The following is a 21,156-nucleotide window of genomic DNA, read 5'->3' as shown; positions in this document are numbered from 1 at the left end:
TTTGATTAAATAGGCTTCTTTACTATTGTTTCTTATCATTGAGTTATCCACCTATCAAAATATTTATATATTATAAAAAATATTACTACATGTTAATTAGTAATATTTTTTATTCAACTTTTTTCTATATGTTCAAGATAATGTAGACATATTTCTCTGTTTTATATCCGAATTATTGAGATATTAATCATACATTTCTTTATAAATAATATGAAAATGTATTATGGGGAGAAAGTATTGGATTTGAAGATATGTAGAAATATCAAATAAACAATAAAAACGCTGACAAATACGGAGGTAAGATTATGGGGGAAGATTTTAGCAGTGATGAACTTATCACATATAAATATATATTTGAGAATTCAGATGATATAATATTAATCATATCTGATAAAGGTAACATATTGAAGGCCAATTCCAAAGCAATTTTTACTTATGGATATAGTGAAGAAGAGCTAACGAACATGAACATATGTCAACTAAGAAACAAAAGTTGTATTAATACTTCAATATATGAGTTTGATATAACTAAAACAAATGTCATTGAATTTGAGACAATTCATTATAAAAAAGATGGTTTCCCATTACCAGTTGAAGTTAAGTCTGTTGGAATTAAACTTAAGAATGGTGTAGTCATTATAAGCATAATAAGAGAAATATCTAATGGAATTAAATCTGAAAAAAAGAGAAGATTATTATCCTCTATAATAGAGAATTGTAACTATGCTATAATTACAGAAAATTTATGTGGTAAAATAACAAGTTGGAATTCAGGAGCGGAAAAATTATATGGATACACATCAAAAGAAGTTATTGGTAAAGATATTTCAATAATTGTACCAGAAGAAAAAAAAGATGAAATTAATTTGATATTGGATAAAGTAAAGGAAGGTAATAAATTAAGCCACTATGAAACTATAAGGAAAAATAAAAACAATAAATTAATAGATGTTTCAGTTACAGTATTGCCAATGTATGATGTGGATGGGAAATTAATAGGAGTATCAACGATAACAATAGATATAATTGAATGTAAGAAAAAAAATCAACTAATAAATAAATTATTGATTGCAGTTGAAAATTCATGCAATGTAGTTATTATAACTGACATGAATTTGAACATAGAATATGTAAATGAAAAATTTGAACATATGATAGGAAATCATAGGTATGATGTTATAGGTAAAAAATTAAGCATATTAAATTTACCAAATCAAAATAAAGAGTTTTATGATGAAGTGTTAAAAATAATAAACAGTGGGAAAAACTGGAATAAAGAGCTTTGTACTAAAAGAAAAGATGGAAGCATACTTTGGATGAGAGTCTTTATATCATCCGTAAAAGATGATATGGGCAATATAACTAACTTTCTATTAGTAATAGAAGATATAACTGAAAAGAAACTTTTGATTGAAAATTTAAGTGAAAAAAATAAGGAATTAGAAAATACGCTGGAGTTATTAAAAGATACACAAATGAAATTAATACAAGAGGATAAGATGGCAAGTATAGGACAACTTTCAGCAGGTATAGCACATGAAATAAATAATCCATTAGGTTTTGTATTAAGTAACTTTAATACTTTAAAAAAATATATTAATAAGTTTATAGAATCTATTTTCCAATATAGAAAGCTTACAGAAATGTTAGATGAAGGTTCAATAGCATCGGTAAAAGATGAAATTGACAATATTAATAATTTAGAAAAATTAAATAAAATTGATTATATTATAGAAGATTTAAAAGATTTATATAAGGAGACTGAGGATGGTTTAAATAGAATAAGGAATATAGTTACAACTCTTAGAAATTTTGCTCATGAAAATAAAGATGATTCATTTACAGACTATAGTTTGAACGAAGGAATAAAAGAAACTATTATTATAGCAAGGAATGATGTAAAATACACAGCAGATTTTAAAATAAATTTAGGTAATATACCAATTATAAAAGCTAAAGCAGGAGAAATAAATCAAGTGCTGTTAAATATTATATTAAATTCATCATATGCAATAAAAGAAAAGAATCATAAAAATCCAGACTTTTTTGGTGAGATAAATATTACAACATGGTGTGATGAATTAAATGTATATTGCTCTATTAAAGATAATGGAATAGGAATTAGTAAAGAAAATATGAGTAAGATATTTAATCCATTTTTTACAACCAAACCAGTTGGGAAAGGAACTGGTTTGGGATTAAGCATTTCTTATGACATAATAGTTAATAAACATAAAGGAAGCATAAATATTGAAAGTATCTTGGATGAAGGAACTGAAATAATATTATCTATACCAATAAATTAGGTGGCGATAAGTAAATGTCAAAAACTATTTTATTTGTTGATGATGAAAAAGCAATTTTAAATTCATTAAAGAGAGAATTTTTTGATAGTGAATTTATAACTTTCTATGCTGAAAGTGGAAGAGAGGCTTTAAAGATACTATATGAAAACAAGAATATAGATGTAATAGTAAGTGATGTGATGATGCCCGAAATGGATGGGTATGAACTTTTAAAGAGAGTTAAATATATATATCCAAATATCATAAGAATTGTTTTAAGTGGATATGTACACAAAGCCTTAATGTTTAAATGCATAAATGAGAACATTGCAAGAATCTATATTAATAAACCTTGGGTGAAAGAAGATTTAATAAATAAAATCAGGGATATTTTGGATACTTCTGATAAGTTAAATGATAGTAATTTAAAAGATATATTAGAGTCTACTAATAAATTACCAACAATTCCAACTCTGTTTGCTAAAATCAATAAACTTATTGAAGATGACAATTCAAGCATAGATGAGATAGTTACTTTAATTAATAAAGACCAAACCATAGCAACAAAAGTTCTTAAAACTATTAATTCTGCTTTTTATGGAATAAAAACAGGTTCTGTAAAGACTGCTGTTGTTAATTTAGGACTTATAAATCTTAAATCATTAATTGCTTATGTGGATATATTTGATTTTGATAATGATAGCGAATATAAAAGTTTATTGTGGGAGCATTCTAATTTAGTTAATACACTGACTGTTGAATTTTATGAAAAGATAAATAAAAAAAAGATTCCAGAGCAATATTCTTCAGCTGGATTATTACATGATATAGGCAAAGTAATATTATTAAAAATGTTTAAAGAAGAATATGAAAGCATACTTAAAATGAAGGATGAAAATAATAAAGTAGATATAAGCATATGCGAAAAGAATATTTTTCATTTTACTCATGAGGAGGTAGGCTCATATATATTAAATTTATGGCAGCTGCCATATCCAATTGTAGAAGTTTCATTAAAACATTCTAATCCATTAACTGCAAGTAATTCTAATAAGAATATTGCATGTATTGTAAATTTAGCTGATTATTATTCGTGGAAGATATTACACCCACAATTTATGACTAATGTAAGTAATGAAGTTTATAAATATTTAGGAATTACAAAACAACAATGTCAGGATATTGTTAGTAAGTATAAGGAGAGTGATTTTAGATTATGAAGACTAATAAAGTGCTCTTTGTTGATGATGAAATAAATATATTAAATTCTATAAAAAGAAGTGTAATCTATGAGAATTATGAATCTATAGTTGCCACAAATGGCAAAAAGGCTATTGATATTATAAAAAATGATGATATTAGTGTTATTGTAGCAGATATGAAAATGCCAGAGATGAATGGATTTGATTTATTAAAGAAGGTTAAAGAAATCTCTCCAGATACAATAAGAATAGTTCTTTCAGGATATAATCAATTACCACAAATTTTGGCGACTGTTAATAGTATTGGTGTCTTTAAATATATAGCCAAGCCATGGGATAATGAAGCAGAATTTTTACCAGCTATACAGGAAGCGATAGAATATTATAATATGAAATTAGAAAATAAAAAAATAAAACAGCAATTACAAGAAAGAAATGATATATATAACCAAGTTTTGAAAATAAAAGAGAATTTAATTAATAATATTGAGAAGGATGTTATTAGTATTAAAAACATAACTAAAAAAGTTTTACAGATTCAAGATATATTTTTTACTAAAATAAAAAGTAATTCAGGTTATATTGAGACTAGTGAACACTACTTAAAATTAATAAATAATATGTATTCAAGGTTTTTAGATACTTTTCCAACAAACATAAATAAATTTAGTATTAAAAGTCTTGTGGAAAGCTTTCAGTCTCAAATAATAAGTGCAGTGACTATTGATGTGGACAATTTATATTTAAATCATCAAGGGAATTATAGTGTAATCTTGCTTACCATAACTGAATTGGTTAATTATATTCTAAAAAAGGAAGAGATCAAAATCACTTCGGTACAGTTTAGAAACTATCCAAATTTAACGGTAACATTAAATTGTGCAAATTTAGATTTAATAGAATACTATAACAATGACATAGGGTTTAAATTAATTATTAAATTTTTAACGGAAATTATTAAAACTTCCGGTGGAAATATAATACTATGTAAAAATAATAAGAATGAAATAATAGTAGAAACTAATACAATTATTTAAAATGTAATTAAAGTTTATAAGATAAAAAATCATGGATATATGTCACTTTTTGACTTAGTTATCCATGATTTTTTTATTAAGCATAATTTTGTGGATATTTTTACTTTATATGCTATATTTTTAATTTGTCTAGTATACTTTTGGATATACACCAATTTATTCTCTTTTTCGTGGATTTTCATAAACAACAATTTTTAATTGTTAATATTTAAATAGATATGACGAAAATTATGTAGTAGGATTTACATAAATCTGAAACTTTATATTATGTAAATAAAGAATGGAGTGAGTATAAATGATAAAAGTTAAAAATTCATCTTTTGCAACAAAAATATTAACTTTTTCTATTAGTAATGTTGTTGTAGCTAGTATTATTCTGATTTGCTTTGGTTATTTTTTACAGTCTGATATTTTATTAGATTCATTGAGAAATCAAACAAGTCAAATTACACAAAGTTGGTCAGAAGAATTAAAAACTGAAGATGTGGAGAAGGCTAAAGAAGCTAAAGATTACAGTGATCCAGCTGAAAAGCAATTAACTGAATACTTTGATCTTCTATCTAAATATAATCCTGTGGTGGCACAAGGATATATATTTGGTACTGAATTGCAAGATGGTAACAAAACTTCTATTATTGCTATGCCTTCTCACGTTATTAAAGATTTCCAAGATGCAGGGCTAAAACTTGGGGATATGTATGAGCAACCTAATGAGATTGCCAATGCTATTAAATCTATGCTAGAAAGTGGAAAAGTAACATTTACAAATGTTTATAAAGATGATTACGGAACATGGATGACTATTCTTTATCCAATACAAGATAAAAATGGTGAAATCTCATCTTATTTTGGAATAGACGTTGATGCAAGCATTATCCCTAACGGTCAAAGAAAGCTTATTGTAAGTAGTTTGATTATGCTTGCAATTTTCCTAGTATTAGCTATCTTTATACAATTTATTTTTATAAAGAAGAGCACATCTCCTATTAATGAACTAGTAAAAGGAATTGATAAAGTCAGCCACGGTAACTTTGATGTTGAATTGAAAACTGGAAGTGATGAATTAGGTATTGTTAACTCTAAGTTTAATATAATGGTTCAGCAAGTTAGAGAAATGATTTCAAAGGTTAAAAAAGCTTCCTCTGATATTGATGAGTTTTGTAAGAAGTTATTGAGTATTACTGAAGAAAATAATGAGCATACAGTTAAAATTACTAAGGATATTCGTGAAATGGCTGCTAGTATTGAAACACAAGAACAGTCTACTGTTGAAAGTGCAAAGGCAATGAATGAAATTGCGTCAGGAATTCAAACGATTGCAAATAATGTGTCAAATGTTTCTTCTTCTGCAGCCAATATGGAGAATAAATCTGCTCAAGGAAATGATGCTGTTCAAAAGGTTGTTAAACAAATAAAACTTATTTCAAATGCTGTAGAAAGTACTGCTAGAGTTGTTAAAACTTTAGATGAGCGCTCTAAAGAAATCAGCAATATAATGAATGTTATTACAGATATATCTGAAAAGACCAACCTTCTTGCTTTAAATGCAGCAATTGAATCAGCTAGAGCAGGAGAACACGGAAAGGGATTTGCTGTCGTAGCAGATGAAGTGCGTAAATTAGCAGAACAATCAAAGAGTTCAGCTGGGGAAATTGTTCAACTTATTCAGGTTATTCAAAGTGAAGTTACAAATGCCGTTAGTTCTATGAATACGGGTACTAAAGAAGTTACAGTTGGTATGGAAATTGCAAAGCAAACTGGTGACTTATTCTTAGAAATTTTAAATACTACCAAAGAGGTTGCCTCACAAATTCAAGATGCTTCAGATTCTTCACAACAAATTTCTGCCACAACTGAAGAAGTATCAGCTGCTGTAACTGATTTAATGTCTATTGCTAGACAAACTTCTTCAACATCCAATAGTATTGCTAATAACGTAGGATTGCAGCAAGCTTCACTAGAGTCTATTGTTGATTCATCTAAACAATTAAGCCTTATGTCAGAAGAGCTACAAAAACTTATTAGTAATTTCCAAGTATAGGTTTTATCTAATAATATAATTAAATAAGCTTATGATAATAAGCACATAGACAGAATATGCAGACGAAAGGAGACTATTTATGGAAACGGAACTTTCTTTATTAGAGCGACTATCAACAGAGGAAAAGAAATACTGGCTAAAAGAACTAGCACTTCCTTTACCAGTGTTAAATATTCCGGTGGACTTTTCTATAGATAATAGAAAGAGCTTAAACAAGAAAAGTATGACTGTTGCTTTTGAAAAATGCTTAAAGAATGACTTGAAAAAAATTAACTATAGCTTAGATATACAATCCATTATGCTTGCTTCTTATTTTGTCTTGATGGCTAGATTATCAAATGAAAAGGACATTTTAGTGGGAGTTACCATTAAAAATAATATTCGTCCAATTCGTATTTCAATGGAAGGCATAAAAACATTTGAAGAACTTCTTATGTTAGTAAAAGAAAAACTAAAAAATGCACGCAAATATAATTTTGTTCCTGAGCAAATAATGACAGATGAATCTTATGCAACTTTATTTCAGACTACATTTAGTATGAATTCTAATAAAAAACTTGCCAATGAAGCTGTGCTTAATTGGCAAGTTAAAGAACAAGATACTAATATTATGGTTAATGTTGAATATGCCGATAATCTATTTAAATCAAAAACTATAGAACGTTTTACTGAGTATTATATAAATATTATTAAAGCTGTTCTTAATGAGCAAAAATCTAGTATTTATGGTATTGATATTTTAACAGAAGAGGAAAAGGAGATTTATAGTAAGTTAAATGATACATATGTAGATTTTCCAAAGGACAAAACAATTCCAAAAATGTTCGAGGAAGCAGTATGTAAATTTCCAAATAACATTGCTATATCTTCTGATAAAAAACAATTTACTTATAGAGAATTGAATGAGGAAGCTAACAAGCTTGCAAATGCTCTTATTCAAAAAGGACTTAAAAAAGGTGATTTTGTTATTATATTTATGGAACGAAGCCTTGAAACAGTCATTAGCATTTTTGGTATTCTTAAAGCTGGTGGTATATATGTACCATTAGATCCTGAACATCCAGAAGAACGTAATACTTATATTATATCTGACACAAAATCGCCGTTCATAGTAACAAAAGGTTTGTATATAAATAAGGCTAAAGAATTACTATCTAGTAGTAAATCAGTAAAAGAAATTATTATATTAGAAGATGATATAGATAGTTTTTCAACGAAAAATCCAGATATTGATATAAAGTCAAACGACTTAGCTTACATTATTTATACATCTGGATCTACTGGAAAGCCAAAAGGAACTTTAATCGCTCATGAAGGTGTAGTAAATTTAGGATATTTAATCCGAAATAAATTTAATATTAATGAAAAGGAAATTTTAACTCAGTTTGCAACTTACAGCTTTGATGCATCAGTATGGGATACTTTTGGTTCATTATTCTGGGGAGCTAGATTGCATTTATTATCTCCAGAGGAACGTATTTCAGTAGAAGCATTTGCCGATGCTATTGATAGGACAAAGGCTACTTTTATTGCAATTTTGCCTACTGTATTCTTTAATCAACTAGCAGCTCATTTATCTGAAGAAAATTATTCAAAGTTATCTACTGTTAAAAGAGTTGCAATAGGTGGCGAAGCTCTATCTGGTGAAATTGTACGTGCTTTCCAAAGAAAGTTCCAGAACTCTATTGAAATTATTAATTTATATGGTCCTACTGAATCAACAGTTGTTGCAACTGGACATATAATTAAAGATTTAGTTCCAGAAGATCAAACTAATATTCCTATAGGAAAGCCTTTTCCAAACTATGAAGTTTATATTGTTAATGAAGAAAATCAACTTTGTCCTATTAATGTACCTGGAGAAATATACATTTCTTCCGTTGCTTTAGCAAAGGGTTATTTGAATCAAGAGGCAAAGACAAAAGAAGTCTTTATAAAAAATCCTTTTAAAGAAAATAGTATCATTTATAAGTCTGGAGATACTGCTCGCATTTTAGAAAATGGTCTTATCGAATATGTAGGGCGTAAAGATTCACAAGTTAAAGTTCGTGGACATCGTATAGAAATTGGTGAGATAGAGGACAATCTTTCGAAATATGAAGAAATACAAGATGTGGCTATTATTCCTATTAAAGATAATAATGAAACTATGTTAGCTGCATATTATACTTCTAAAAATAAGGAAAGAATAAAAACTTCAGAACTAAAGAACTTTTTGCTGGAGAAGCTTCCTTCTTACATGGTTCCTAGATATATAAATTATTTAGAAGAAATGCCTATATCACCAACTGGAAAGATTGATCGTAAAAAATTAGCTACTTTTGAAATTGTTAAAGTAGAGGAAAATGATAATTATGTTGCACCACAAAATGAAATCCAAAAGATTATTGCAGATGCTTGGGCTCAAGTTCTAGGATTAGATAAAATAGGAATATATGATGACTTCTTCGAAATTGGGGGGCATTCTTTAAAAATTATGAGTATTTTAGTGTTGCTAAAGCCTCATTTCCCAGGCTTGAAGATTAGCGATTTCTTCACTCATAGAACCGTTGCTGATATGGAGATACGTGTTAATGAACTAGAAAAAGAAGATAATAAATGCAGCAAAAATGCTGAGCATAATGTATGGGAAGTTAAGGATTTAAATGAATATCCAAGCAGTGAGAATTATAAAGTAGAATTAAAACAATATAAAAAGCCTAAAAATATTCTTCTTACAGGGGCTACTGGGTATTTGGGATCCCATATTCTCTATGAACTACTAAAAAACACAGATGCTAAAGTTTATTGCTTGCTTAGAAAATCTGATAATAAGTCATTATTAGAAAAGCTATTAGATACTATGTCAATATATTTTGATAAAGAGATTACAAGCATTATTGACTCAAGGGTAGCTACTATAGAAGGAGATTTACAAAAGGATAAACTAGGTTTATCTCTAGAGGATGAAGGGTTTATTAAGGAAAATATAGATACAATTATTCATGCTGCTGCTGATGTTCGTCACTTTGGGGATATGTCTTATTTTGAAAAAGTTAACACTCAAAGCACAAAACATTTGCTTGATATAGCTAAATGTAAAAAGGATATAAGATTTCATTATATCTCAACATTAGGAATTCCAGAGGAGTTATCACTGAATGGACAGTGGGAAGAGGTAATTAGTAATCCAAAGCTTTCTGATGATTTGAAATTGGAAAATGTTTATACAAATAGTAAGCTTGAATCAGAAAAATTAGTATATAAAGCTGGAGAAGAAGGAACTGCAATTACAGTCTATCGTGGTGGAAATTTAACTTGCCGCTTTGATGATGGTAAGTTTCAGAAAAACATTGACAGCAATGCTTTCTATCGTATGATTAAGTCTATGATTTTATTGGGAAAAGCGCCAAAAGTTAATTGCTATTTGGATTTTACTCCTATTGATTATGCTAGTAAAGCCATTGTATATCTAGTTTGCCGTGAGGATACTATAGGAGAGACATTCCATATTTGTAATCCTGGTCAAGTTCCATATAATTCTGTTATTGATATGATTAATAACTTTGGATATAGGATAGATTTAATTGATGAAAATGAATATGAGAAGTGGCTTTTTGATAATAGTATTAGTAAAAATCAAGAAGGTTTAGAGTTAGCAATGGCTCAACTAGATGGGGATGGAGTAAAAAATTCTTCTTATAGATTTGCTTGCCCAAATACAGTGAAATATCTAGATTCCGCATATTTAAAATATACGCAGATTAATCAAGATTTTATCAATAAAATGCTAAGCTATGCTATTAAAATTGGCTACTTCCCAGAGCCTTAAATAAAAGATAAGGAGAAATCCTTATCTTTTTATATTATAAATAAAGGGTGATATAACTAGAAATGCAAGATGATATTTTTATTTATACTACAAAAATAAACTTTAATATATCAGATATGGATTTTAAAAAAGCTTTGAATTCATTAAGCAAAGAAGAACAAAATAGAATTATTGCAAAGAAAGATTATAAATCACGCTGTGAATCTTTAACATCAGCTTTAACTATTAAAAATGCAATTAAAGATGTGTTAGGGATAAGAGAAAGCTGTTTTCAAGTAAAGAGGAATATTATGAATCGGCCATATATAGAATCTAATGGTAGATTCTATATAGATTTTAACGTTTCTCATTCAAGTGAATGGGTTGTATGTGCAGTATCATCAGTGTGTAACATTGGAATTGATATTGAAGAAATTCTTCCAATAGACATAAATATAGCAAAAGAATTTCTATCAAATGAGGAATGGACATACTTAACTGCCTGTAAGGAAGAAAGAGTTAAGCTATTTTATAAGTTTTGGACTTTAAAGGAATCATTTTTTAAAGCTATTGGTATTGGAATCAATGACTTAATTAAAGAAGTTAATTTTGGAAGGCTGGATAATAAAAAAAACATATTTAAAAAAGAAATAAATAAAGATATATGGAATTTTTATAATACTACATTTAATAAAAACTATGCACTGTCACTAAGCATTAATAAGCCAATAAAAAGTATCAAATTTATTACCTATAATGAGCTTTAGGTGGCATTTTTTATATTTTGACATTAAAAAAATTTGGTATTATAATTATACTGATCAGTACAAAAAGTCTTTGATGCAATATTATATAAAAGGAGATACTGATATGAAAGTAAGTGCAAAAACAATAGCTAAGATGTACAAAAAAGATCTAAACAAAATCAGAATTAGTTGGGTAACTTTGGTTATTATAATAGGACTAGCTGTATTACCTTCTTTATATGCATGGGTTAACATATATGCATCTTGGGATCCTTATTCTAATACTAAGGGTATAAAGGTTGGTATAGTAAATAATGATGTTGGAGGAAGTATAAGAGGAATTGAATTTAACATTGGTAATGAGGTAGTAAAACTGCTTAAAGAAAATAAGAAACTAGGGTGGACGTTTTATAAGGATGAAGATGAAGGAATTAAAAAGGCTGAAGAAGGAGAAGTATATGCAACTATAATAATACCTAGTGAATTTTCTTTGGAAATGAGTACACTGCTGGATAAAAACCCTGTAAAACCTACTCTTGAATATTACGTAAACCAAAAAATCAATGCCATTGCCCCTAAAATGACTGATTCTGGTGCTTCAACTTTACAAAAGGAAATAAGCCAGTCCTTTGTAGAGACAGTCACTAAGAAGTTGTTTGAAATATTAAATAAGGCAGGAGTTAAGATAGATGAAAACTACGATAAGATAGAAAAATATAAAGGCACATTATATGCCATAAATGATAATTATCCAAAGATAAATAAGGCTTTAGATGATTTAGTAAAAAAATCAGATGGAACTTTTGTAAATATAGACAAGACTTCAGATAATATTAAGGTTATTCAAGATACCTTAAACAAAACTATACAGCTTAATGAAGATATTAGCAAAGATTTAACTAACAAAAGCGATAAGATTGAAGATGTGTCAGATGATGTAAAAGAAAATTTATCTATTATGGAAAATACTTTTTCAAAAATATCAACTACTACGGATGATCTTAATAATAAGCTTTCCATATATAAGCCTGATATGCTCTCAGATATAGATGATGCAATAGATGAAGCTAATAGGCTTAGCAGCGAAATGAAAGAAGTATCTCAGGACTTAGCTGATTTAGGTGAAGATGTTCCTAAGGATTTAAAAGAAAAATCTGATAAAATTGCAGGAGACTTAGATGTTTATAAAAATCTTCTTAATACTTTAGATGATTCCCTATCATCTATAAGTGATAATACAATAGATTTACTGGATTCCTTAGTTGATTTAAATGATTCTCTTTCAGATAAATTTGAAGATATTAATGAAGAAATGGATAAAGCGCTTAAACCTATAGATAATTTGCTGCAGAGACAAACTTTTTCAACAATAAGAAATAAGCTGGAAGATGCAGAAGACGATTTTAATTATATTAGTAAGAAAACAAAAAGGATAAGGAATACTTTGAAATATACTTCTAGTGAGGTAGGAAAGAGTGTAGATAGTATAAATGCTCAAATAGATGATGTAAAAGATTTAATACAAACAAGCTCAAAAGAAATTGGAGATACGACCTCAGAAAAGGCATCTAAGCTATCTTCTGATTTCAAAAGAATAAGTGGAAATCTGGATAAGCTTAAAGGACGGCTTACGACACTTAAAAATAATCTTGATAACAACAAGAATGTTGAAGAATTGCTTCCAGAGATATCAAAGTTGACTCTTAATATATCAAATGACTTAAGTAAACTTCAGAATAGTATTAATAGTGATATTGTACCTCAAGTTCAAGAAGCTCTACAAAAGGGATCAGATGGAGTTCTTGATTTAAATACTATGATTAAAAATATGAAAGATGATATGAACTTTTTAAAAGATTTTCTTTCTGACATATCATCACAAGGGAAGATAGCTGTAAAGGATATACAGGATTTTCAAAAACGAAATAAAGATATAGAGAAAAAAATTAGTGATATTACATCTAAAGTAAGGGCTCTTGACAGCGAAATAAGTTTAAAGGACATTGCTAGCCTTCTTAAAACTGATGGAAATACTGAAGGAGACTTTTTAGCTCTTCCTGTTAATCTAAAAACACATACCCTATTCCCAGTGGAGAATTATGGAGCTGGTTTAACTCCTTTTTATACTACGCTTAGCTTATGGGTAGGTGCACTGCTTCTATGTGCATTATTAAGTGTTAAATTTCATAATGGAGATTTTGAATTTAATCCAAGAGAAGAGTACATTGCTAAATACCTGTTATTTATTTCTATAGCTATACTGCAAGGATTTATAGTTTCTGTAGGAGATATATTGGTGCTGGGTATAAAAGTTCAATTTCCTGTACTTTTCGTATCCTTAGCCGTATACCAAAGTATAATATTTACCACTATAGTATATACATTGGCATCTTTGTTTAACAATGTTGGTAAAGCCATTGGAGTTGTATTTTTGGTTCTCCAGTTAGCGGGATCAGGTGGAACATTCCCTATACAAGTTACTCCTAATTTTTTCCAAAAGATACATTGTGCACTGCCATTCACTTACGGTATAAGTGCTATGAGAGAAGCTCTTGCAGGAGTAACATATTCAACTTTATCAAAAGATATAATTACATTATCAGTATTCTTTTTAATGTTTTTAGCACTTGGATATATTCTAAAGCCAAGAACAACCAAACTTTTTTCAAAGTTAACACCTAAACTTAACGATTCAGGAGTTATTGGACACTAATATTATGGGGGTTGGAGAGTAGGTTGAAAAAATTCACAGTTTTTATTATCATTATGTTCTTTACTATACTTATTTTTGTTCCAATGTTTGTCACGCGTTCTGCTGACAGCGTAACCTTATATAAGGCTTTTAAGAAAGCTAAAAAGGTTAATTCAATGGAAAATGATACAGATATAATCCTTCGGGTTTCTGGAGAAAATATGACAGAAAAGGAGAAGAAGGATTTTGAAAGCCTTCTTCCAATATTAAGCATGCTAAAATTATCACTAAATACCAACTCTGTAGAAAGTGATAAAAGTTCTGGTATAAAAATACAAAGTGATATTAATGCTAAGTTTAAGGCTATGTCTATTCATTCTAAAGTCTGGATTAATAATGATTTCACTGAAAAAGAGCCTAAGCTTGAAGCTGTGATCGGCAGACCTTCATTGTTTAACATTATCGAGTTAAATACTGAAAGCTCTAAGGAATACATTAGAATGGATTTTAATAAAATGAAACATAAATCTAATATGAACTTGCCTGATTATAGAAAGATACTTAATCCAAATAGCTATTCACAAGCTGATTTCTTTAATTTTATAAATAAATACATTAAGAAAGCTAATATTTCTTCTAATAAAATTGAAAAAACAACAATTGAAAGCACATCTGAAGATAATGGTGAAGAACATGTGGACATATATGATATACAATTAGATGATAAGGTTACTAAGCTTATTCTTAGTGATATTGTATCTGATCTGAAGAAAAATAAAGATACTGTAGAGTTTGTTAAAAAGTTTAGAGATTCTCTTATTTTACTTCCGAGCCTTAAAATAGATGGGGAAAATGAAGACAAAAACGAATTTTACAAAGCTGTAAATGTTATTCATGATAATATACCATTATACTCCGATATTATAAGCAATATTTTAGACAACATAGATACCTTGAATATCAATGAAAAAAAAGGAATAAAGCTGCGATGTGGAGTTGATTCTAAAGGATATTTAGTGAGCGAAAGCATAAACTTAAAGCTAAAGATTGATTTATCTTCTATGAAGAAAGACCCAATTATTGATAAGGAAGGAAGAAAATATACAGGCACATACATTATTAACATAGAAGTTGCCAATAAACTTAACAGTATTAATAAGAGTAAAAAAATTAATTTCCCAGTATTAAACAAAGAAAATTCTATAGATTACTTTAAAGTTGCTAAATAGCACATCATGAGAATTGCTGAGAGGATTATATAACACAATCTTCTCAGCAATTTTTTGTTATATTATAAGCACATTTGGGCATTATATTATACAGGGGTTATTTGATATTATATATTTAGATAAGGTGATTATATTGTCTGAAATGAAAGAACTTATCAATGATATAGATAAGCTAAGGAAAAATTAGACGATTTGATAGATAGAAAGAATGGAAATCTACTTAATCCAGATGTGATTGCGGCAAGTAGAATGCTTAATGCTGCAATAAATCAGTATAATAAAATAGTAGAAGAGAAACTCAAAAAATATTAAAAATATTTCAATCCTTCAGTTAATAGATGCTTTAATTATAGTATTGATTTGAAAATAATATATAAAGTATTTTTCCATAGGATAAATTACTGTGCCAAGCGTATCAATATAATAAAGTTTGAGAAAAACGACGAAATATGTAGATATGTAAATTTAATTTGAATTAAAGACATAAGTTATATAAATTGTAGTTCATATTTGTGATAAGATAGTCCATGTCGTCACGAGAGAGACGACGAAAAATAAAAGATTTGGTCTTTGAAAATTAAACAGAATTAAGGTAAATAAATGCCAGTCAATAACTTATGAGTAGAGCTAAGGAAACTCACTCAGCAGAGCTGAGGAGTAAAAGCTTACACGAAATCGAAGATTTCTAGTAATCTTTTAAATTGAGAGTTTGATCCTGGCTCAGGACGAACGCTGGCGGCGTGCCTAACACATGCAAGTCGAGCGAGAAGAACTCCTTCGGGAGGGATTCTAGCGGCGGACGGGTGAGTAACACGTGGGCAACCTGCCTTAGTGAGGGGGATAGCCTCCCGAAAGGGAGATTAATACCGCATAACATTATTCTACCGCATGATAGGATAATCAAAGGAGTAATCCGCACTAAGATGGGCCCGCGGCGCATTAGCTAGTTGGTGAGGTAAGGGCTCACCAAGGCGACGATGCGTAGCCGACCTGAGAGGGTGATCGGCCACATTGGAACTGAGACACGGTCCAGACTCCTACGGGAGGCAGCAGTGGGGAATATTGCGCAATGGGGGAAACCCTGACGCAGCAACGCCGCGTGAGCGATGAAGGTCTTCGGATTGTAAAGCTCTGTCTTTAGGGACGATAATGACGGTACCTAAGGAGGAAGCCACGGCTAACTACGTGCCAGCAGCCGCGGTAATACGTAGGTGGCAAGCGTTGTCCGGATTTACTGGGCGTAAAGAGTATGTAGGCGGATATTTAAGTCAGATGTGAAATTCCCGGGCTTAACCTGGGCGCTGCATTTGATACTGGATATCTAGAGTGTGGGAGAGGAAAGTGGAATTCCTAGTGTAGCGGTGAAATGCGTAGAGATTAGGAAGAACACCAGTGGCGAAGGCGGCTTTCTGGACCATAACTGACGCTGAGATACGAAAGCGTGGGGAGCAAACAGGATTAGATACCCTGGTAGTCCACGCCGTAAACGATGAATACTAGGTGTCGGAGGGTACCACCTTCGGTGCCGCAGCAAACGCAATAAGTATTCCGCCTGGGGAGTACGGTCGCAAGATTAAAACTCAAAGGAATTGACGGGGACCCGCACAAGCAGCGGAGCATGTGGTTTAATTCGAAGCAACGCGAAGAACCTTACCTAGACTTGACATCTCCTGAATTACTCGTAACGGAGGAAGCCCTTCGGGGCAGGAAGACAGGTGGTGCATGGTTGTCGTCAGCTCGTGTCGTGAGATGTTGGGTTAAGTCCCGCAACGAGCGCAACCCTTATTGTTAGTTGCTACCATTAAGTTGAGCACTCTAACGAGACTGCCGCGGTTAACGTGGAGGAAGGTGGGGATGACGTCAAATCATCATGCCCCTTATGTCTAGGGCTACACACGTGCTACAATGGCCGGTACAACAAGATGCAATCCCGTGAGGGGGAGCTAAACTCAAAAGCCGGTCCCAGTTCGGATTGTAGGCTGAAACTCGCCTACATGAAGTTGGAGTTGCTAGTAATCGCGAATCAGCATGTCGCGGTGAATACGTTCCCGGGTCTTGTACACACCGCCCGTCACACCATGAGAGCCGGTAACACCCGAAGTCCGTGAGGTAACCTTTATGGAGCCAGCGGCCGAAGGTGGGATTGGTGATTGGGGTGAAGTCGTAACAAGGTAGCCGTAGGAGAACCTGCGGCTGGATCACCTCCTTTCTAGGGAGAAATGAAAGCAAAGCTTTCATAGACTGGATACTTAATTCTGTTTAATTTTGAGAGACTAATGTCTTTCAAAATTTGTTCTTTGAAAATTGCACAGTGTATATAAAGATTAAACCTAGAATACTTCAATGAGAAGTAAAGCTGATTAAACTTAAAGTTTTGCGAAAGCAAAACAACATTAAGTAGCCAAGAATGAAAATATACGAATGACGATCAAGTTAAAAAGGGCGCACGGTGGATGCCCTGGCACTAGGAGCCGATGAAGGACGTGATAAGCTGCGATAAGCTGCGGGTAGATGCAAATAATCTGTGATCCGCAGATTTCCGAATGGGGAAACCCACTTAGCTAACGCTGAGTACTATATGCTGAATACATAGGCATATAGAGGTACACCTGGGGAACTGAAACATCTAAGTACCCAGAGGAAGAGAAAGAAAAATCGATTCCCTAAGTAGCGGCGAGCGAACGGGGAAGAGCCCAAACCAGGAACTTTGTTTCTGGGGTTGAGGATAGATCATAAATCTTCGATTTTCTTAGCTGAATAGAACTGGAAAGTTCAGTCACAGAAGGTAATAACCCTGTAGGCAAAAAGAAAAGAGAAGCAGATCTACTCCAGAGTACCACGAGACACGTGAAACCTTGTGGGAAGCAGGGAGGACCATCTCCCAAGGCTAAATACTACCTAGTGACCGATAGTGAAGCAGTACCGTGAGGGAAAGGTGAAAAGAACCCCGGGAGGGGAGTGAAATAGAACCTGAAACCGTGTGCCTACAATCGGTGGGAGCACTTTTATGTGTGACCGCGTACTTTTTGTAGAACGGGCCAGCGAGTTACGATATGCAGCAAGGTTAAGCACCTCTAGTGCGGAGCCGAAGGGAAACCGAGTCTGAATAGGGCAACTAGTTGCATATCGTAGACCCGAAACCGGGTGACCTATCCATGGCCAGGATGAAGCGAAAGTAAAATTTCGTGGAGGTCCGAACCACGTTGGTGTTGAAAAACCATGGGATGAGCTGTGGATAGCGGAGAAATTCCAATCGAACTCGGAGATAGCTGGTTCTCCTCGAAATAGCTTTAGGGCTAGCGTCGGGTAATTAAGTAGTGGAGGTAGAGCACTGAATGGGCTAGGGGCTGACAACAGTTACTGAACCCTATCAAACTCCGAATGCCATATACTTGTACCCCGGCAGTCAGACTGCGAATGATAAGATCCGTGGTCAAAAGGGAAAGAGCCCAGACCATCAGCTAAGGTCCCAAAGTGTAAGTTAAGTGGTAAAGGATGTGGGATTTCTAAGACAACTAGGATGTTGGCTTAGAAGCAGCCACTCATTTAAAGAGTGCGTAATAGCTCACTAGTCGAGAGATCCTGCGCCGAAGATGTCCGGGGCTAAAACTTACCACCGAAGCTATGGATGTGTCGTAAGACACGTGGTAGAGGAGCTTTCTATACAGGTTGAAGCTGTACCGTAAGGAGCGGTGGACAGTATAGAAGTGAGAATGCTGGCATAAGTAGCGAGAAACAGGTGAGAATCCTGTTGGCCGAATATCTAAGGTTTCCTGGGGAAGGCTCGTCCTCCCAGGGTTAGTCGGGACCTAAGCCGAGGCTGAAAAGCGTAGGTGATGGACAACTGGTTGATATTCCAGTACCACCATAATGCGTTTGACAAATGGGATGACGCAGAAGGATAGGATGTGCGCACTATTGGATGTGCGTCTAAGCACTTAGGATGTTGAGCAGGCAAATCCGCTCAACGCGAAGTCTGAGGTGTTATGGGGAGCCTATTTTGGCGAAGTATCTGATTCCATGCTGCCAAGAAAAGTCTCTATGGAGCAAAGTGGTGCCCGTACCGCAAACCGACACAGGTAGATGAGGAGAGAATCCTAAGGCCGTCGGAAGAATTGCTGCTAAGGAACTCGGCAAATTGACCCCGTAAGTTCGCGAGAAGGGGTGCCTGCGAGAGCAGGCCGCAGTGACAAGGCCCAAGCAACTGTTTATCAAAAACACAGGTCTCTGCTAAAGCGTAAGCTGATGTATAGGGGCTGACGCCTGCCCGGTGCTGGAAGGTTAAGGGGAATAGTTAGCACAAGCGAAGCTATGAACTTAAGCCCCAGTAAACGGCGGCCGTAACTATAACGGTCCTAAGGTAGCGAAATTCCTTGTCGGGTAAGTTCCGACCCGCACGAATGGCGTAATGATTTGGGCACTGTCTCGGCAGCAAATCCGGTGAAATTGTAGTGCAAGTGAAGATGCTTGCTACCCGCGGTTGGACGGAAAGACCCCGTAGAGCTTTACTGTAGCTTAGCATTGAATTTCGGTATTGTCTGTACAGGATAGGTGGGAGACTTAGAAGTAGGGACGTCAGTCTCTATGGAGTCGCCCTTGGGATACCACCCTGACAGTACTGGAATTCTAACTGGAGGCCATGAATCTGGTCACAGGACATTGTTAGGTGGGCAGTTTGACTGGGGCGGTCGCCTCCTAAAAGGTAACGGAGGCGCCCAAAGGTTCCCTCAGCGCGGTCGGAAATCGCGCGTAGAGTGCAAAGGCAGAAGGGAGCCTGACTGCGACACATACAGGTGGAGCAGGGACGAAAGTCGGGCTTAGTGATCCGGTGGTTCTGTATGGAAGGGCCATCGCTCAACGGATAAAAGCTACCTCGGGGATAACAGGCTGATCTCCCCCAAGAGTCCACATCGACGGGGAGGTTTGGCACCTCGATGTCGGCTCGTCGCATCCTGGGGCTGTAGTCGGTCCCAAGGGTTGGGCTGTTCGCCCATTAAAGCGGCACGCGAGCTGGGTTCAGAACGTCGTGAGACAGTTCGGTCCCTATCCGCCGTGGGCGTAGGAAATTTGAGAGGAGCTGTCCTTAGTACGAGAGGACCGGGATGGACTGACCTCTGGTGCACCAGTTGTTCCGCCAGGAGCACAGCTGGGTAGCTATGTCGGGAAGGGATAAACGCTGAAAGCATCTAAGCGTGAAGCCCACCTCAAGATTAGATTTCCCATAGTTTAACTAGTAAGATCCCTGGAAGACTACCAGGTTGATAGGTCAGAGGTGTAAGTGCAGTAATGTATTGAGCTGACTGATACTAATAGATCGAGGACTTGATCAAATAAAGTACACTGTGCAATTTTGAGAGAATAAATTTCTCTAATGAAACTCACTCAGCAAAGCTGAGGAGTACCATTATTCTAAAAAATCGAAGATTTTGAGAAGAATGGCATCTGGTGGTTATGGCTTGAAGGTAACACCCGTTCCCATACCGAACACGAAGGTTAAGCTTCAAAGCGCCGATGGTACTGCACTGGAGACGGTGTGGAAGAGTAGGTCGCCGCCGGGTAAGAATAAGAACTGAGAATTTCAAATAGAAATTTTCAGTTCTTTTTTTATGTTAAAAATTATTTTACGAAAAAATTTGTTAAAAATTATTAAAAATTAATTGACATCTAAAATAGGCAAGAATATACTATAAGTGAACATATGAATAATTGTTCATATGTTCTTATTTGGAGGTGGATAATTTGATTAATGAAAATAATAGAAATGAAAATAATAATATCGATATCTGCAACTGCAGTGTAATTCACGAAAATATAGTAAATAAAGTAAGAGAGAATATGCCAGTTGATGAAACATTATATGATCTAGCAGAATTGTTTAAAGTATTTGGAGATACCACAAGAATTAAAATAATATGTGCTTTGTTTCAATCAGAAATGTGTGTATGCGACTTGGCTGCTTTGCTTTGTATGAGTCAATCAGCAGTGTCCCATCAGCTTAAAGTTTTGAAACATACTAGATTAGTTAAATTTAGAAGAGAAGGCAAAGTAGTTTACTATTCCTTAGATGATGACCATATTAAAAAGATATTTGATTATGGATTTGCTCATGTAAATGAAAGGTAATCTGGAGGAAG

General features: G+C 33.2%; 10 protein-coding genes and 3 rRNA genes. All 13 read left to right on the top strand.

Features of this window, described 5'->3' with window-relative positions:
* The first annotated feature begins 305 nt into the window (after positions 1–305).
* The 13 genes from ACFWTK_RS04110 to ACFWTK_RS04050 all read left to right on the top strand — a co-directional run bounded on the left by ACFWTK_RS04110 (position 306) and on the right by ACFWTK_RS04050 (position 21,145).
* Positions 306–2,306 carry a PAS domain S-box protein gene (locus ACFWTK_RS04110; protein ID WP_415874854.1) on the top strand — a complete coding sequence of 667 codons (2,001 nt, stop codon included), beginning with the start codon at positions 306–308 and terminating at the stop codon, positions 2,304–2,306.
* A 14-nt stretch (positions 2,307–2,320) separates the two neighbouring features.
* A complete protein-coding gene (locus ACFWTK_RS04105) occupies positions 2,321–3,505 on the top strand; it encodes an HDOD domain-containing protein (RefSeq protein ID WP_415874853.1) in 1,185 nt (394 codons plus the stop codon).
* A complete protein-coding gene (locus ACFWTK_RS04100) occupies positions 3,502–4,524 on the top strand; it encodes a response regulator (RefSeq protein WP_415874852.1) in 1,023 nt (340 codons plus the stop codon). Before ACFWTK_RS04105 ends, ACFWTK_RS04100 begins: the two co-directional genes overlap by 4 nt.
* A 424-nt stretch (positions 4,525–4,948) precedes the next feature.
* Positions 4,949–6,565, top strand: a complete 1,617-nt coding sequence (locus ACFWTK_RS04095) for a methyl-accepting chemotaxis protein (RefSeq protein WP_415874851.1) — start codon at positions 4,949–4,951, stop codon at positions 6,563–6,565.
* Positions 6,566–6,644: 79 nt separating this feature from the next.
* The gene (locus ACFWTK_RS04090; RefSeq protein ID WP_415874850.1) at positions 6,645–10,376 is read left to right on the top strand and encodes an amino acid adenylation domain-containing protein; all 3,732 of its coding nucleotides are present in this window, start codon (positions 6,645–6,647) and stop codon (positions 10,374–10,376) included.
* Positions 10,377–10,438: 62 nt separating this feature from the next.
* Positions 10,439–11,122, top strand: a complete 684-nt coding sequence (locus tag ACFWTK_RS04085; RefSeq protein ID WP_415874849.1) for a 4'-phosphopantetheinyl transferase family protein — start codon at positions 10,439–10,441, stop codon at positions 11,120–11,122.
* Between the two features lie 103 nt (positions 11,123–11,225).
* Positions 11,226–13,814: a YhgE/Pip family protein gene (locus ACFWTK_RS04080; RefSeq protein ID WP_415874848.1), complete on the top strand. Its 2,589-nt coding sequence runs from the start codon at positions 11,226–11,228 to the stop codon at positions 13,812–13,814.
* A gap of 53 nt (positions 13,815–13,867) precedes the next feature.
* Positions 13,868–15,022 carry a hypothetical protein gene (locus tag ACFWTK_RS04075; RefSeq protein ID WP_415874847.1) on the top strand — a complete coding sequence of 385 codons (1,155 nt, stop codon included), beginning with the start codon at positions 13,868–13,870 and terminating at the stop codon, positions 15,020–15,022.
* A 192-nt stretch (positions 15,023–15,214) separates the two neighbouring features.
* Positions 15,215–15,334 (top strand): Spo0E family sporulation regulatory protein-aspartic acid phosphatase, encoded by a 120-nt coding sequence (locus ACFWTK_RS04070; RefSeq protein ID WP_415874846.1) that lies wholly within the window; start codon positions 15,215–15,217, stop codon positions 15,332–15,334.
* Between the two features lie 385 nt (positions 15,335–15,719).
* Positions 15,720–17,231, top strand: a 16S ribosomal RNA gene (locus ACFWTK_RS04065).
* 217 nt (positions 17,232–17,448) lie between these two features.
* Positions 17,449–20,352, top strand: a 23S ribosomal RNA gene (locus tag ACFWTK_RS04060).
* A 111-nt stretch (positions 20,353–20,463) separates the two neighbouring features.
* Positions 20,464–20,580 (top strand): 5S ribosomal RNA (rrf, locus tag ACFWTK_RS04055).
* Together the 16S, 23S and 5S rRNA genes form the textbook arrangement of a ribosomal RNA operon.
* A gap of 181 nt (positions 20,581–20,761) precedes the next feature.
* A complete protein-coding gene (locus ACFWTK_RS04050) occupies positions 20,762–21,145 on the top strand; it encodes an ArsR/SmtB family transcription factor (RefSeq protein WP_415874845.1) in 384 nt (127 codons plus the stop codon).
* Positions 21,146–21,156 lie beyond the last annotated feature (11 nt).

Origin of the sequence: Clostridium sp. (genome assembly GCF_047777555.1) — a bacterium.
Lineage (GTDB): Bacteria > Bacillota > Clostridia > Clostridiales > Clostridiaceae > Clostridium_H.
This window is presented reverse-complemented; position numbering and strand designations above follow the sequence as displayed.

What these genes read in the sequence shown, in the direction of transcription:
- ACFWTK_RS04110 (WP_415874854.1), top strand. Translation starts at nt 306, where the DNA reads ATGGGGGAAGATTTTAGCAGTGATGAACTTATCACATATAAATATATA.
- ACFWTK_RS04105 (WP_415874853.1), top strand. Translation starts at nt 2,321, where the DNA reads ATGTCAAAAACTATTTTATTTGTTGATGATGAAAAAGCAATTTTAAAT.
- ACFWTK_RS04100 (WP_415874852.1), top strand. Translation starts at nt 3,502, where the DNA reads ATGAAGACTAATAAAGTGCTCTTTGTTGATGATGAAATAAATATATTA.
- ACFWTK_RS04090 (WP_415874850.1), top strand. Translation starts at nt 6,645, where the DNA reads ATGGAAACGGAACTTTCTTTATTAGAGCGACTATCAACAGAGGAAAAG.
- ACFWTK_RS04085 (WP_415874849.1), top strand. Translation starts at nt 10,439, where the DNA reads ATGCAAGATGATATTTTTATTTATACTACAAAAATAAACTTTAATATA.
- ACFWTK_RS04080 (WP_415874848.1), top strand. Translation starts at nt 11,226, where the DNA reads ATGAAAGTAAGTGCAAAAACAATAGCTAAGATGTACAAAAAAGATCTA.
- ACFWTK_RS04075 (WP_415874847.1), top strand. Translation starts at nt 13,868, where the DNA reads ATGTTCTTTACTATACTTATTTTTGTTCCAATGTTTGTCACGCGTTCT.